The sequence below is a fragment of the Pedobacter kyungheensis genome (assembly GCF_000812965.1).
GTDB lineage: Bacteria > Bacteroidota > Bacteroidia > Sphingobacteriales > Sphingobacteriaceae > Pedobacter > Pedobacter kyungheensis.
This window is the reverse complement of sequence record NZ_JSYN01000006.1, coordinates 65612-79745: the sequence shown is the minus strand read 5'-3', so window position 1 is coordinate 79745 and position 14134 is coordinate 65612. Positions and strand designations below refer to the sequence as shown.

Annotated in this window: 13 protein-coding genes; 1 reads left to right on the top strand and 12 read right to left on the bottom strand. The window is 37.0% G+C overall.

Annotated elements, in window-relative coordinates; genetic code table 11:
• Nucleotides 1-129 precede the first annotated feature (129 nt).
• Nucleotides 130-1002 (top strand): DUF808 domain-containing protein, encoded by an 873-nt coding sequence (locus OC25_RS07240; RefSeq protein WP_039473550.1) that lies wholly within the window; start codon nucleotides 130-132, stop codon nucleotides 1000-1002.
• Nucleotides 1003-1890: 888 nt separating this feature from the next.
• On the opposite strand, the gene OC25_RS07230 is transcribed toward OC25_RS07240, so the two are convergent.
• The 12 genes from OC25_RS07230 to OC25_RS07175 form a co-directional block, all read right to left on the bottom strand.
• Nucleotides 1891-2160, bottom strand: coding sequence for a hypothetical protein (locus tag OC25_RS07230; RefSeq protein WP_156131418.1), 270 nt, complete (start codon nucleotides 2158-2160; stop codon nucleotides 1891-1893).
• Nucleotides 2161-2477: 317 nt separating this feature from the next.
• Entirely contained in the window at nucleotides 2478-3032 is a 555-nt protein-coding gene (locus tag OC25_RS07225) for a WcaF family extracellular polysaccharide biosynthesis acetyltransferase (protein ID WP_039473543.1), read from the bottom strand.
• Nucleotides 3033-3047: 15 nt separating this feature from the next.
• A complete protein-coding gene (gene xrtY, locus OC25_RS26795; protein ID WP_052266023.1) occupies nucleotides 3048-3629 on the bottom strand; it encodes an exosortase Y in 582 nt (193 codons plus the stop codon).
• A 12-nt stretch (nucleotides 3630-3641) separates the two neighbouring features.
• A complete protein-coding gene (locus tag OC25_RS07215) occupies nucleotides 3642-4502 on the bottom strand; it encodes a glycosyltransferase family 2 protein (RefSeq protein ID WP_039473538.1) in 861 nt (286 codons plus the stop codon).
• 36 nt (nucleotides 4503-4538) lie between these two features.
• Nucleotides 4539-5753, bottom strand: a complete 1215-nt coding sequence (locus tag OC25_RS07210; RefSeq protein ID WP_039473535.1) for an XrtY-associated glycosyltransferase XYAG1 — start codon at nucleotides 5751-5753, stop codon at nucleotides 4539-4541.
• A 15-nt stretch (nucleotides 5754-5768) separates the two neighbouring features.
• Nucleotides 5769-7181 (bottom strand): exosortase Y-associated Wzy-like protein, encoded by a 1413-nt coding sequence (locus tag OC25_RS07205; RefSeq protein ID WP_039473921.1) that lies wholly within the window; start codon nucleotides 7179-7181, stop codon nucleotides 5769-5771.
• The gene (locus tag OC25_RS07200) at nucleotides 7171-8322 is read right to left on the bottom strand and encodes a glycosyltransferase family 4 protein (protein ID WP_039473533.1); all 1152 of its coding nucleotides are present in this window, start codon (nucleotides 8320-8322) and stop codon (nucleotides 7171-7173) included. Before OC25_RS07200 ends, OC25_RS07205 begins: the two co-directional genes overlap by 11 nt.
• On the bottom strand, nucleotides 8319-9626 hold the full coding sequence (locus tag OC25_RS07195) for a glycosyltransferase (protein ID WP_039473531.1): 1308 nt from the start codon (nucleotides 9624-9626) through the stop codon (nucleotides 8319-8321). The genes OC25_RS07200 and OC25_RS07195 overlap by 4 nt, the downstream gene beginning before the upstream one ends.
• A gap of 4 nt (nucleotides 9627-9630) precedes the next feature.
• Nucleotides 9631-10704: an acyltransferase family protein gene (locus OC25_RS28530; protein WP_039473529.1), complete on the bottom strand. Its 1074-nt coding sequence runs from the start codon at nucleotides 10702-10704 to the stop codon at nucleotides 9631-9633.
• Between the two features lie 52 nt (nucleotides 10705-10756).
• Nucleotides 10757-11773 carry an acyltransferase family protein gene (locus tag OC25_RS07185; RefSeq protein ID WP_039473526.1) on the bottom strand — a complete coding sequence of 339 codons (1017 nt, stop codon included), beginning with the start codon at nucleotides 11771-11773 and terminating at the stop codon, nucleotides 10757-10759.
• Nucleotides 11766-12980, bottom strand: a complete 1215-nt coding sequence (locus OC25_RS07180; RefSeq protein ID WP_039473523.1) for a glycosyltransferase family protein — start codon at nucleotides 12978-12980, stop codon at nucleotides 11766-11768. Before OC25_RS07180 ends, OC25_RS07185 begins: the two co-directional genes overlap by 8 nt.
• A complete protein-coding gene (locus OC25_RS07175; RefSeq protein WP_209435574.1) occupies nucleotides 12947-13978 on the bottom strand; it encodes a glycosyltransferase family 4 protein in 1032 nt (343 codons plus the stop codon). Before OC25_RS07175 ends, OC25_RS07180 begins: the two co-directional genes overlap by 34 nt.
• Nucleotides 13979-14134: the final 156 nt, after the last annotated feature.

Sequence of the window (14134 nt, the reverse complement as noted above, 5' to 3'; positions counted from 1 at the left end):
GCAATTTGCCTGGTGTAACTTTTAACTTACGATAGGGATAAAACAATTTGATAAATCACTAATCTTTTAATGTTTTTTCTTTCTGAGTAAAATTCATTTGGTATTTTGCGGCCCCAAATAGATAAGGATATGGCTTCAGGTTTTTTTGCTGTTTTAGACGATATAGGTGCTTTAATGGACGACGTGGCGGTAAGCGCTAAAGTTGCCGCAAAAAAAACAGCCGGGATATTGGGCGATGATCTTGCCGTGAACGCAGAAAAGTCGACTGGTTTTCTTTCCTCTCGCGAACTTCCGGTGCTGTGGGCCATTACCAAAGGCTCTTTGGTAAATAAACTCATTATTGTGCCTGTTGCACTTTTATTAAACGTGTTTTTTCCCGTAGCCATCAAGGTAATTTTGGTGTTGGGAGGCATTTACCTGGCTTACGAAGGCGTAGAAAAGGTGGTAGAATATCTTTTTCACCGCCAGGCCGGGCCGCATGAAGCAGCAACAGAGGTTGTAGAAGAAAGCGAAAACGCAGAAAAAACTAAAGTCAGATCGGCGATTACAACTGATTTTATCCTATCTATAGAGATTGTAATTATTGCCCTGGGCAGTGTGCTTGAAGAAGGTTTATGGTTACAAATTGCAACGGTTTCCATTGTGGCGCTTTTGGCAACTATTGGCGTTTATGGTATTGTGGCACTTATTGTCAGAATGGATGATGCTGGTTACAGGTTAATTCAACGTTCAAAAGGAAAAGGAGCACTTGCATCTTTGGGCAAGTTACTCGTTTCATCACTTCCGGTAGTAATAAAAGTTTTAAGTGTTGTGGGCACAATTGCTTTAATCCTCGTTTCAGGAGGTATTTTTGTACACAATATCGATTTCATACATCATTTTTTACCTGGTATTCCTTCAATCATTAAGGAATTTGGGGTGGGTTTGATTGCAGGCCTCTTAGCTGTTGCCCTTGTAATGTTGTTAAAAAAGGTTATTCAGCTTTTTAAGCGTAAAGCCTAAAACTTCCAAATTCAACAGCCTGGCTAAAGGCTGTCTCCTTATTTATTCTTATCATCAAACAGCCTGCTCAATTGGCCACTGAAGCTGGCGGGGATGGCATTATGTCTTTCATTTGTGTTAGCATGTGGCTTACTAACAAGCCATTTCAATACTATTGTTTTGTCTGGCTAATAATCTTTACTGCTTAACTTCCCGGCAGAGTGTGTAATCTGTAGCACTTAATCTATTGGCTTTACCTGTTAAAGCTGGTTTAGAATGCTTTCAAGCTAGAATTCTCTATTTGAAAACCACCAAATCAAGCCGCATTTTCATTATTTTTTCACATTGATAATTGTCAAAAACTATCTATTTTTTGTAGTATTTATAATGCAATTAGTTTTATTTTTGTTCAAATGAAAAATGCAGTTTCCATATTTTGTGTTTCTTTATTGTCGTTCTGCGGCCTTAGAGCTACAGCACAAGGAACTGTGGCAGGCTGTCTGGTGGTTGGTGCTCAACGGGTGTACATAGTTGATGGTGGTGGGAGTGTATATGACCCTCGTTATTTCACTGATCTGTCGGCAAATTATTGCTCATGGACTCCGAGTACTGGTACTACCTGCAATATTTGTAGTACCGCTCTAAACGGCGGAGGTAATTGCCCGGGCCATAATTATCAGGCACAAGGAGTAGAGGGCGTTTTTACGATGGTTGCTTGTCCAATAGACGATTCTCTTTTACCGTTCATGATGACTTTAGGAGGCTTAGGCTTTTATGTTTTGCGAAAAAAGAGTTGTTTTATCGCTTGAATAAAGGAGTTCATTAACCAGCAGCGTGTAGATCAAAATGAAGAGGTTGGTCGTATAACTTGTCAGTATGGAAACAAGTATTGCTGATTAAAGAATTGAGCTAGTTAGAGGATTGAGCGATCCTATTTGATGGAATATATTTACGTCTTTCATTCATCCATTCCTTAATTTTTGGGAAAATATAAAGAATAGCAAAGGCCAGTACTGACATGATTAACTGTAACACCAGGTTTATTTTCGTAACCGGATTGGCATCAACCTCAGGCATTACAACAATTAACCGATAAATGCTTCTGGCAATAATGAGCACCAAAAGATATTTGCTCCATTCAAAGCGGCGTTTGATAAGAATAAAGAGTACATACCGCATAATTAAGATAGCAATAAGCACCACAAATTCTTGCGTGCTCTCGAAATCGTAGAAAAATAAATTAATTATCCCGATTAAAAAAGTAATTAAAATAAGATTGGAAGATAGTGAATACTTGTTCTTCCTAAATTTAAAATTAACCAACTTATAAATATTTATGCAATAGACCCTGCAAATGTCTCGATAATTTTCATAAAGCGCCAATTTATTGTTTAATAGAATGGAAATTATTTTGACAATTATCAATGTAAATGAAAAACGAGATCTGATTATGATCTCGTTCTTTGAAATATTGCTAAAAATTAACGCTTTGCGACTTAACTTTTAAATATGCGGTCTTTAATTTTTACAGCCGGATTGCCCTGGTAAATGCTAAAAGCTGATAAATCTTTTGTGGCCACACTGCCCATGCTTAAAACCGCGTGGCTATGCAACGTAATGCCTGGACAAACTTTAGCTGAGGCTCCAACCCATGCGCCTGTTTCTAAAATGATTGGGGCCACCATTAAATCAAAATTCGTACTGCTAAAGTTGTGGTTGCCGGTTATAAGCACAGCTTGTTGCGATATGCAACAGTTTTCACCGATGATAACCCGGTCCAGATTTTCAATGTAACAATCGGCAAGCCAGCTGTAATTATCAATTTCCAGTTTCCATGGATATTTAATATGAATACCCGGTTTAATGCGCACTTCATTACCTATTTTGGCGCCAAATAGCCTCAGCAAAGCCACCAGTACCGAACTAAAAGGCATCATACGGCTTTTAAAAAATAAAATATCCGTAAAATACCATAAGAATTGTTTCAATTTGCCCGCACCTACCTTAAAATCGCCGGTATCGAAATTTTTGCAGAGTTGTGTTTTTAACAAAATATAGGACTTAAATTAAGGTTTAATTATAGCTGGTTTATTGTTCTTTTTAATCCAGAAATACAACATGGTAAACACACACACATATACAATAATGTTAAACACTTCATGGTGATAGGTGAAATTTTGTCGCTGCGATTTAAAGAATCCCAGCAGTACACCCAGGCCTGCTATCCGCAAAACGTTTAAGATATAAATGGTAATAATGCCAATCAAGAGCATTTTTAAGGTCGATTTCCATGTAGCAGGAAAAGCAAGCACAAATGCAGCCAAAAAACTCATAACCCCTAAGCCAAGGCAAGAGTAATTTATCCTTAGATATGGGCCGGCTACTACCATTACATCCATTTCGTTATAAATAGCGTAAAAACCAAAGAGTTTAATGATCCATACAGCAGGGATAATCAGTGCTGATTTTAAACCTTGTATGTAGTTAAAATGTGAGGAGAGGTAAGCATTGTAATACTTCGATCCTGGAGTCATAACGCTATTCATAAACAGGTTGCCCTGGCTAAACAGGATATAGAGTAAAAACAATGCAATTACAAATTTGATAGCCTTTTTATTGGCTTGTTTTTTAGCTTCTTCTGGAGTCATATTTATCGGCAGTTATATTTTATGGGTTTGTTTTTGCAAAGCTTTAATCTTTTTATCTACCAGCTGCCTGAACCAGAAGCTGTGCAGATAATGAAATTTAATACCTGTGGCACCTTCAAATATACCCAGTTTAAAAAACATTCGGTAACCAAAATAAAGATAGGGGCGAAAGCCAAGCGGGAGTTTCCACCATAAGCGTTTCAGCCATGCGCGCTTTTCATCAGGGCTGCCCAATAGGTTGGGTTTAATACGCTGTATCCTTAATTTTTGCATCCTTTCTATTTCTTCCTGGGCTATCAAATCGCTGTAGCGCTCATGCTTTATTTTCCAAAAAGCAATATCATTTTCTTTCAGGTTTTCTTCCAGTATCCAGCCTTTTTTCCATATTTCAGTTTTACCCGGAACAATAAAACGGTGGTCCATATTTTCGTTCAGGTCAGAGTAACCAATGCCTGTTCTGAACATTTTTAGAAGGTAAAAAGGGTAGAAGGTACCAAACCTGATCCAACTCCCCTGAAAAAAGTTTTTGCGGTTAAAATAAATGCCGTTAATATCACCATGTTCAGCATCATTAAAGTTAGCCAGCATTTCAAAAAGCTCAGGGGTAACTCGCTGATCAGCATCCAGACCAATTGTCCATGGCGTGATAATTTGGAAGTGTTTTAAAGCAAAATCCCACTGCTTAGGGTGGTTTTCGAAAGGATTTTGTAATACCTCCGCACCGTAAGCAGCGGCAATTTTAAGGGTTTTATCGGTACTGCCACTATCTAAAATATAGGTTTTGGCATGTAGGTCTTTGATTGATTCCAGTAACCTGGGCAAATGAATTTCTTCATTAAAAGTGAGTATAATGAAACTGAAATCTTTGTTCATGAAATTGATTATTTCAACGGGTAATTGAAATATAATTTATAGGGTTTTGTAAAAATCTAGATATTGCTTAGCCAATGTATCATCATTAAAATCTCTCCTGATGCTTAAAGGAGCTGTATTTCTGATAACTTGTCTTTTTTCGCGATTTTGGTAGGCTGTATTAATATTCTTTTGTATTTCTTCCATTTCCAAACTGGTAATCCAGCCAAAGGCTTTATCCTCAACATAATCAGAAAGGCCAACTCGTTCACTAATCAATACTGGTGTACCAACACTGAGGCTTTCTACCACCACATTGGCAAAGTTTTCGTTATAAGATGTGAGCACAAGCAAATCATGGGCAGCTATCAGCGTATATTTATCATGATTGCTTATTTGCCCAAGCCAATAAATTTTATCATTTAGTTTTAGTTCCCTGGCCAAAAGCTTCAGGCTTTGTAAGTATTGTGCTTCGCCAGAGCCTGCAATGGTTAATCTCCAGGAGATATCGATTGTAGACAATGCTTTAAACAGCAGTTCAAGCCCTTTCTTTTCTTCGATGCGCGAAAGAAAAATTAGTTTAAAACAATCATCAGACTGGTTCCCGCGCTTTGCTTCAAGCTCCATGCTCAATGCGCCTGAAGCATCGTAATTTTCCCCTTCAGGAGGCAAGCTAACCAAGTTCGGAATCACACTGATACTTTTTGGCCTTATAATGCTTAAAATATCAGCTTTCTCCTGTTCACTCGTAGCATGGATGTGGCAGTATTTTAATAGGCTTTTACCCAGTAATTTATGAAATAGTCTTTTTGATAAAGAATTCCGGTTGCCAAGCGTGTAAGCGGTCAACATGCCTCGGGGCGATAGCATTACCGGAATATCATACCACTTTGCAACCAAGCAGCTCAGCACCGAAACTAAATTCCACCAGGCATGGATATGTAACACTATCTTGTCACCCTGAGCCTGTCGAAAGGGCTTCCTTAATCCCCACAACAAGCCCGGCGAAAAATGACTATGGTCTTTAGTCCATCGTTTAAAATAAGTAACTGGTACCCCTTCAATAAAAACTGGTATACCGGTTTTAACATCCAGTTCCTTTGTACCGTTAGCAGCAGTTGTAAATACCTGAACTTTAAACGCATCATTGCCAACCGCCAACCGCTGATCTCTTAGCTCTTCCAGTACCTCACATAGCTTGGCTACACTCTGTATCGGCCCACCGTAAATGTAAGCTGGTTTATAAGAAGCTGTAATGTGAATAATTTTCACACCGAAGGTTTAATGTTAATCAAAAGTTGGCTTTAAAACCTTTATTGTTCTCAGTAAAGCAAACAAGATCCACATAATTACATAGCCCCAAAAAATATTGTTGAACATAAATTCGAAGTTATTCCCACGCCAAAGTCCCTGAAAAATACTGTTAAACATAATTACACAGCCCAGTTCGTAGCCCCCAAATATTTCTTCAGACTTGTCTGATAGGTGCTGTACCAGCATGCCATAAAGCAACATAAAAAAGAAAACCCCCGGAATGCCAAAACTTAAATAGGCATCAACAATTGGGCGTGTTTTTGCCGAAACTGCCGACATTTTATTGGCAACACCAGCATCATATACACGTTCCATTGAAAGGGTTTCCATATTGGGTTTACTGGGCCAAAATACTCTTGGGATAAGCCCTTCAAGAGAATTTCCAATAATTTCCCATTCATAAAAAGGATGATGGCTTGGTACATAATCCACAAATTGGGTAAACATTTCTATTTCACTAAGTCTTCTGGTTAAAAAGCCCCAATTTGTTTCTTCAATTTGCTCTTCGTTATTCGAATTCAAGTTTTCAAAGGCCTGACTTTGTGCTTCTTCTGCGCTAATTTGTCCGCTCCAACTCTGCCTTACAGTATTATTGTACGTAGGCAGAAAATAAAGCAATATATAAGTAACTGGGATAGCTAAATAAAGTATCAGTTTTTTATAATAGGGAAAAAACACACAGGCAATTACAATAATATTGATAATGATGGGCTCTTTATAGCCCGATAACGATGCATGTAAAAAGTTTAGCATAAAAATGGTTGCACCTATACCCAGATATTTAATGTTTTTGGTATTAAATCCTTTAACAAATAGTACAGCCGCACATGATATGCCAATAAGGGTAAGCGGAAGGGAAATCTGGCTAAGCCCTGATACTTTTTGGGCCAATGAGCCGATTCCAAACACGATGATACTTAACCAGATTAAAAAGTCATCGTTATCAAAGGTTTTTTCACTCTTTATACTAATATTATTCTTTTGAACTAGTAGTATTCCTGTTACCAATGCGGTATGGGCCAATAAGCTCATGCGTTGGCAACTGGCAATCAAAGCTGTTTGTTCACTTTCTTTAAATTGTGCGCCATAATTAACTTCTGTTAAATACCGATACCCCAAATGATCCATAAAGTAAAATATAGAGGTGGTACACATAAATCCGGCAAAAATTAACTGCGTTAAAAATATGGGGCGCATAATCTGCTTATGGATAGGTAAATCTGTCTTAATAATTGCAGCAGGAGATAATATAGTAGTATAAAAGATAAAAAGTGAACCAAACCAGGCTACAAAATAAGATATGATGGGGCTATTAATTAATAAATAGGCGATCAGAATAGGGAAATATAAGGTGAGGATCAGTCTGGTAGGATTGTTATTTTGCATGCTCATTCTGTATAGAATCGACAATCACAGTGACTTGTCTTTCAAACGACCAGTCTTGGATGATTTGTTTAGAAGCCATTCCCATTTGCGCTAAAATAGCTTTACTTTCAATTAGTGTTTTCAGTTTTTGCTTTAAATCAGCTAAATCGCCTGATTTAAATATTGCTCCATTAACTCCTTGTTTAATCAGATCAACTGCACAGCCAACTTTATCAGATACCAGCACTGCATTTCCGGCAGCCATGGCTTCGTTAACAGCCAACCCCCAGGTTTCACCAGGCCCCTGCGAAGGTAAACAGAACAAATCACAAGCCTGATACACAACCGGCATTTGGCTTTGATTTTGAAAATCCATGAAATATACGCTTTTCAACTTTTCTAATGCTACTCGTTGTTTAAGATCTTCTTCCAATACCCCGTTGCCAACAAGTAATAGACTTACATTTTTTAAACCTAATGAAGCAAAAGCATTTAATAGCAATGTCGGGTCTTTCTTTGGTTCCAATTTACCTGCAAAAAGAATAAGGATGTGCTCTTCTGGAATACCAAGGGCCTCTCTAAAAGTATTGTTGATTGCCGTTTTGAAGCGCTGATTATCAATTGCATGCGGTGCAAAAATCAATTGATTTTCTTTTAGTCCATAGGCCTTAAAATAGGCTTTACTTGCCGAGCCAACATAGAATGCGGTATCGATATGGCTATATACCCACTTTAGAAATATTTTTTTTAATAAGCCTTTGATGTTCCTTTGCTGGTCGAGCAAAGTCGAATCTCCTCTAAAATAAACGGGTGTGCTACCTTTATAATAACGTATAATTTTGAGATGGCTTTGGTTTGCCCAACCGTAAACTAAAACGGCATGTGGACAAAAATCCTTAATTTGTTGGATCGCATCTGGATTAATGATGCCTTTAAAATGATGACTTCCGGGTTGCGGGGATACATTCTTAAGGAATTCGAAATCATAGCCTATTAACAGCGGGATATCCCAGGCAATTTCTTTTTTGAAACCCTGATCTACTCTGTTAAAATCAGATCCACCAGTATAAAAAACTTTTAATTCAATCCTTTTTGCCAATAACTCGAATACAGGAGCATAATATTGAATAGGATGGGTGGTAATAATGGCTAGCTTCTTCATTTTTGATTCACAAGTTTACCAAATTGTTGAGTTACCCGTTCAAAAACGTTCACTTGTCTTTCGGTCAAATAAGAAGCGGTATATGGTGTAAAAGCGCTCCACTTTGTTTGTGGTGTCCTATGTGACAAGATATCTTCAATAAAGAACTTAAATGTCTCGAAAGCCATTTTAGGGGTTTGATTTAGAGTAATTAAATGGCCTGCATTGCATTTATGAATAATTTTAGCGGCACTGCTTTCGGCATTAAAAATGCCTAGCAGATTTTTTTTAGTGAGGATATAAGGATACAACTTTGAGGCGGTATAAGCAGCCTGGTCAGATCCAATGATAACTAGGCCATCTGCATGTTGAAGATTGTTTATGCTTTGATAGAAACCAATCCGATCTGTATATTCGGTAACATATGCAGAAAGGCCAAACTTTTCTGCAATCGGAGCAACAGTTAGCGTGCCCTGCCCGGCTGGCGCATAACTTGTGCCAATAAAATATAGCTTAATATTTTCAAACAACTGCGGCAATTGATTTATTCCTTGTTTAAATGCGCCAAAAAGAAGTGCGAGGCTGTTCCTCATATCTTCGCCACCACGGCCAATATATACCAGATTAAGGTAGTTTTCTTTTTGTGGAAAAACGAGTTTCAGCTCTGTTTGTTTTTTTTGGGCAATGCTAAAATCTGGTTGAAAGGCTCCAAATGTAATCACCTCGTTTGGTTTATCGATTATAAGAGGGTAACGCTGAAAAAGCGTATCAATATAAGCCTGGGAAACACTAATTAGACCATCCGCATTTTTCAGTGCCAGAGGTTCAAGGTATTTGTTTAGCCGATAGGAAAACCAATATTTTTTTGGCCTTTGTGATTTTGGTTTATTCTGATAATAGTCGGTATGCCAGGGATCTTGCATATCTATAACATAAGGAATATTGAATTTTCTTTTCCAATAGGCACCCAAAATACAAACAGGAAATTGGGTAGTAGAAAAATATACTAAATCAAAATCTTCAGTTTTAAGTAATTGATTTACTTTTTTTAAGTAATACCAAAGCGAGCGGAGCGCCAAACTGCCCAGTCCAAATTTAGATGTCCATTTTTTCGAAAATGCCTGTACGCGATGGATTTTAATTGCAGCAGGGATGGATTGCAAAAGTAGTGGATCTTTTAACGCATCAATGTATTGTTCATCAACTGCCACAACTTCTGCTACCCAACCAAATTTTTCAAAGTAAGGCAAGCTCATGCGTACACGCTGCGAATCTGCAGTATTGGCCGGAGGGAAGTAAGGAGAAACAATTAATACTTTTTTCAAAAAACTAAATTCTTTTCTTATAATTAAGGGCAATACGCTCCGAATAATAATAAATTAGGTATACAATTGGGATTATAGCCATTATTGATCCTGTTACATACCATAAATGGTAAGGTAGTTCCCTATTCTTGTTGTAGTGGATAGCCAGGCCCTTAAACAATAAGAGTATTGGGAAGTGTAATAAATAGAGCGAATAGGAAAAAGTACCAAGCCAGGCTAAATAAGATAACGCTCTGGCCAAAAGTGAATTATTTTTTTTGATTATTAATGCAATAAAGCCTGTTGTAATTAATCCAAAACAAAGGTCTAACCAAGGGTAATTACTGTTTATCCTGACAATGAAAGGATATGCCAGACAACAAACGATCAATATTGGAATGTAGTTGAACAACCTTGCATTTTGCTGATAAACAGTCGCCATTATAGCACCTAAAAGCCAGATCGATATTGTGTAAGCAGCCGCGCCTATGTAATCGATTTTGTAGTCGAATAAATATGCGACAAAAAGAGCTATACTCAGCAATAACGGTACAATTCTTTGCTGATGATAACACCACAATAGTAATGGGTACATGAGATAAAAGAACCATTCATGTTTTAAAGACCAAACCGGATAGTTGGAACCCCAAAGTGGACTCTCGGGAATTAAAAACAAATTAAACAAAAATCTGCCCAGCGAATATTGACTGAGTGGATAAGAATCGCCAGTGATTGCCCGAAGGATATAATCTGTTAAAAAACAAATTATAAATGAAACAATTAAAGTTGGATAAATCCTGATTATCCGTTTTTTTAGGTATTGATTTAATTTAAATTCAGAAAAACTGTACTGTGCACCAGCATATCTAAAGTGAATTAAAAAACCCGAGAGCACGAAGAAAATGATCACTGCTTCGTGCCCAAATTTGAACAATGAAAAGAAATAGACCATTAACTTATCATACCACTGATATTGTTCGGGATGTTTGGATAAACCATTAAAATAAGGTTGGGTCAGGGTTAAACGTGCATGATGGATGAGTACATATATAGCCGATAAGCCCCTTAGACCATCCAGTACTCTTAAATTATCTTTCAACCGGTTCAAATTTTGATAACGTATTTTTGATAAGAGTTTTCAACTTTCACAGCTACTGGTTAAACTTATTGCCTATAAACCTGGCAAAATGATGAAATGGCTTTTCTATTAAAAGATAGAAAATGTAGGATAGGATTATCGCAGTAATAACTATTAAAATGCTTGTTAAATTGTTGATTTGTATAAGCTTGTGAATTAGCAGAATATTTAAGGGGTGAAAAATATATAGTGAGTAAGACGATTTCCCCAATTGCTCCGGAAAGCGCAGTATTTTTTTATACTTTGAGTAGATGATTTCATTTTTTAACCAATAATAACATAGTATGGCAAAAAAATTCATTGAGAGGATATAACTAATGAAATATTCTTCTTTCAGAAAATGAAGTAAAACTGAACATATTAAAACGCTTATTCTGTAAAGGAAAACTACTTTAAATGATGTTTGGTCATCGCTATGGATATCTTCTGCAATTTTAACGCCAAAAAGCCAACACGGCAAGCCAATAATCCAAGTGTATAATGGGCCAGCTTGCCAATAATAACCATGATAATGATTTGCAGATTGATTAACCATTGCCAAAATATCATGATAAGCGAAAAAGTAAATGGCAATTAATGATACCAAGAAGCTAATTATTAGTTTGCTGTTCCAGTTTAAGTTAATTTTCTGTATAAAGGGATATAGCGCGTAAAAAATAAGCTCACAGAGCAGGCTCCAAACTACACCTTTTTCAGGATGTCCAAATCTATATCCCAATAAGAAAACCACAGCTAATGGCCCTAAAATGCGAATAAACCTCCTGGCATAGAATTTTTTTAACTGGGTTACCTGAAGTTTTGAGGTATAATGGATAATAAAACCAGATAAGATAAAGAAACCTATAACTGCAGCAGTACCGTTCGAGATTATTCTTATTAACGTGTAAATTATGCCGCTGATTTCTGTATTAGGGATAAGCTGAAAATCAGGATGCGTAAAAATATGCGATAACAATACTACAAGAGCTAATATAAACCGTAAACTGTCTAACCCATTAAGCCATTGAATGCATTGTACTTTTTTATCCAATTGTTTCTTTAACTAAAATTAAAAACTTTTGACATTCATTTTCCCAGTTTAAACTTTTTTGGCCAAGTTCATAGCTGGCCTTTTTGGTAGCGTTTAACATTGTTCTGTTTTCGTGGTAATAGTTGATTATAGAGGCCAGGTCTGAAGCATCATGGTAAATTTTACCGATATCGCTAAAATTACTCATAAAGGCACTTTGGGCTGTAGTATTACTGGCAACAACCGCCAATCCGCATTGAATATAGGTGAAGAGCTTATTGGTTAAGCATATGTTACGATTAAGGGGTGAGGTATTTTCAGATGCTATGCCAACATCATAACTGCCCACCATTTTTAATAATTGATCTGGACTTACCGTATGGTGAAAGAATAAATCTTTTCGCCTTTCTGCAGTAGCCTGTTGATTTAATTGTTCCTGATAGTTAAGATCAAACTTCCCAAGTAAATGTAATTCAAGCGGTATGATTATGCTGTTTATAGCGTTAATTATGGTTTCAATGCCCCGGTTTGGGCCAAGAGTTTGCGAAAACCAAAAAAGTTTAATGGCCTTTTGGGGATTGATGGCCGAAGCATATGCTATTTTGGGAAAAACATTGTTAATGCTTTGTACCTTAATATTATATAAAGATTTGTAAAGATTACCAATTAATGGGCTGGCAGCGGTAAAGTAATCTAATTTAGGTATATAGTAATTCTCAATTTCTACTTTAAGTTGGTAATCGCTATTGTGCTGATCATCGGTTAATTCTTGGCGGTGAAAATCTTCTGCATCAAAACCACTCTTAGCTTGGTTTGCCTTTGCTGCATTTACTGCAACAGGCAATGCCCCAAGATTATGGCCAATATATAATGCTGCTTTAACTTTAATTGCTTTGGCTAATTGCCAGCCATAATTCCTATTTAAAGTGTAATGTAAGTTGTTTATAGGTAGTAAGTTCAGTGTTTTTAGTCTTAAGCCCGATTTAATTTTAGAAAATGCGGTTAATAAATTTTGTGGTGTCCAATTGAGTGCATCAAAAGTCCATGATGGATTAGCTTCAAGGATTTCTTGATCATACTTAACCAGCGAACTAACATATTGCGTAAATATTAAGTGCACGTTATAACTTTCTTTAGCTAATGATGTAGCTTCTTTAACCAATCTGGGGTTTGATGAGATATGCCCAGGCGTAATTAAGCAGATGGTTTTGTTTTGTGCTCCGTCCATTTATTGAAAATTATTTCGCTTAATTTTTCCCGATATTGATGCCATGTCCAGGTTTTTGCCTTTCTTAATGCTGCAGCACCAAATTTTGGCAGTTCAACTCTATTTGCCGTACACCATTTTAATTGGTTTATTAGAGCCTCTGAATCGCCGGCTGGAATAATCCAGCCATTCTCCATGGGCGATATCAAATCTGGCCCACAGCACATATCGGTTGCAATAACCGGAATTCCATTTGCCATGGCTTCGGTAACAACCATCCCAAAACCATCAGCCAATGTTGGGAGTACAAATACATCCACCTCATTGTATAGATCCATCAGTTCCTGATGCGGAATATTTTCTTTAATGATTACTTTACCCGGCAGATTTCTTCTGATTTTTTCGGGCAGGGTCATTTTACCGATCAAATAAAGTTCTGCCTGTTGTTCGTTAAAGTTGCATTGCCTCCAGGCTTCATATAGAAGATGTGAACCTTTTCTTATAGATTGGTTACCTGCATACAAAAATTTAACTGGTCCGGTTGAATTTTTTTCTTGAATAATACGGGTTTGGCCCACAGGAAATGCCAATGGAATAACTTCAATTTTTGCAGCATCAATACCGGCCTCAATCAGTGTTTTTTTCGTAAATGAAGAGTTACATATAATCAAATCTGCTATTTTAAGTTCCTCATCACGCCTGTTGTTTCTTCTAACGGCATTTGAATTAACTAACAGGTCCGTATTTTCTGTTCTTAATTCAGGATAAAGCTCAAACTGTTTCTGCACTACTTTTGTGAAAAAGAGATGGTGTTGACTGGGCTGCTCATAAACAGACAATATATTCCTGGCCTTCGCTTTAACCAAAGTTTTTAATGCACAGTGCTCATAAGTATGCACTACATCAGTTTGATCATGTGTTAAGGCTTTAGCTACCCAATTATCAAAACTGAGTTCACTCCATTCCCAAATCCTGTCGGTAATTAGAGGATAACCCAACCTCGAAAAAAAAGTCCGCATTAATTCGGGTAAAGGTCTACTAATAAACTTTTCAATTGGAAGCTCATTAAACTGCCTTCTATTGATTAATTTTTTTAGCCAGCTGAAAGCTGAAAGTTTGTTTGATAAGCTGTTTTCCGAATGTTCAAAAAATGAGGTGTAAAAATGATTAAGATA

Bases quoted from the DNA above. Each gene is read 5' to 3' on its own strand.
- OC25_RS07175 (WP_209435574.1), bottom strand. From the start codon at position 13,978: ATGCGGACTTTTTTTTCGAGGTTGGGTTATCCTCTAATTACCGACAGG.
- OC25_RS07200 (WP_039473533.1), bottom strand. From the start codon at position 8,322: ATGAAGAAGCTAGCCATTATTACCACCCATCCTATTCAATATTATGCT.
- OC25_RS07230 (WP_156131418.1), bottom strand. From the start codon at position 2,160: ATGCGGTATGTACTCTTTATTCTTATCAAACGCCGCTTTGAATGGAGC.
- OC25_RS07180 (WP_039473523.1), bottom strand. From the start codon at position 12,980: ATGGACGGAGCACAAAACAAAACCATCTGCTTAATTACGCCTGGGCAT.
- OC25_RS07215 (WP_039473538.1), bottom strand. From the start codon at position 4,502: ATGAACAAAGATTTCAGTTTCATTATACTCACTTTTAATGAAGAAATT.
- xrtY (WP_052266023.1), bottom strand. From the start codon at position 3,629: ATGACTCCAGAAGAAGCTAAAAAACAAGCCAATAAAAAGGCTATCAAA.
- OC25_RS07205 (WP_039473921.1), bottom strand. From the start codon at position 7,181: ATGCAAAATAACAATCCTACCAGACTGATCCTCACCTTATATTTCCCT.
- OC25_RS07240 (WP_039473550.1), top strand. From the start codon at position 130: ATGGCTTCAGGTTTTTTTGCTGTTTTAGACGATATAGGTGCTTTAATG.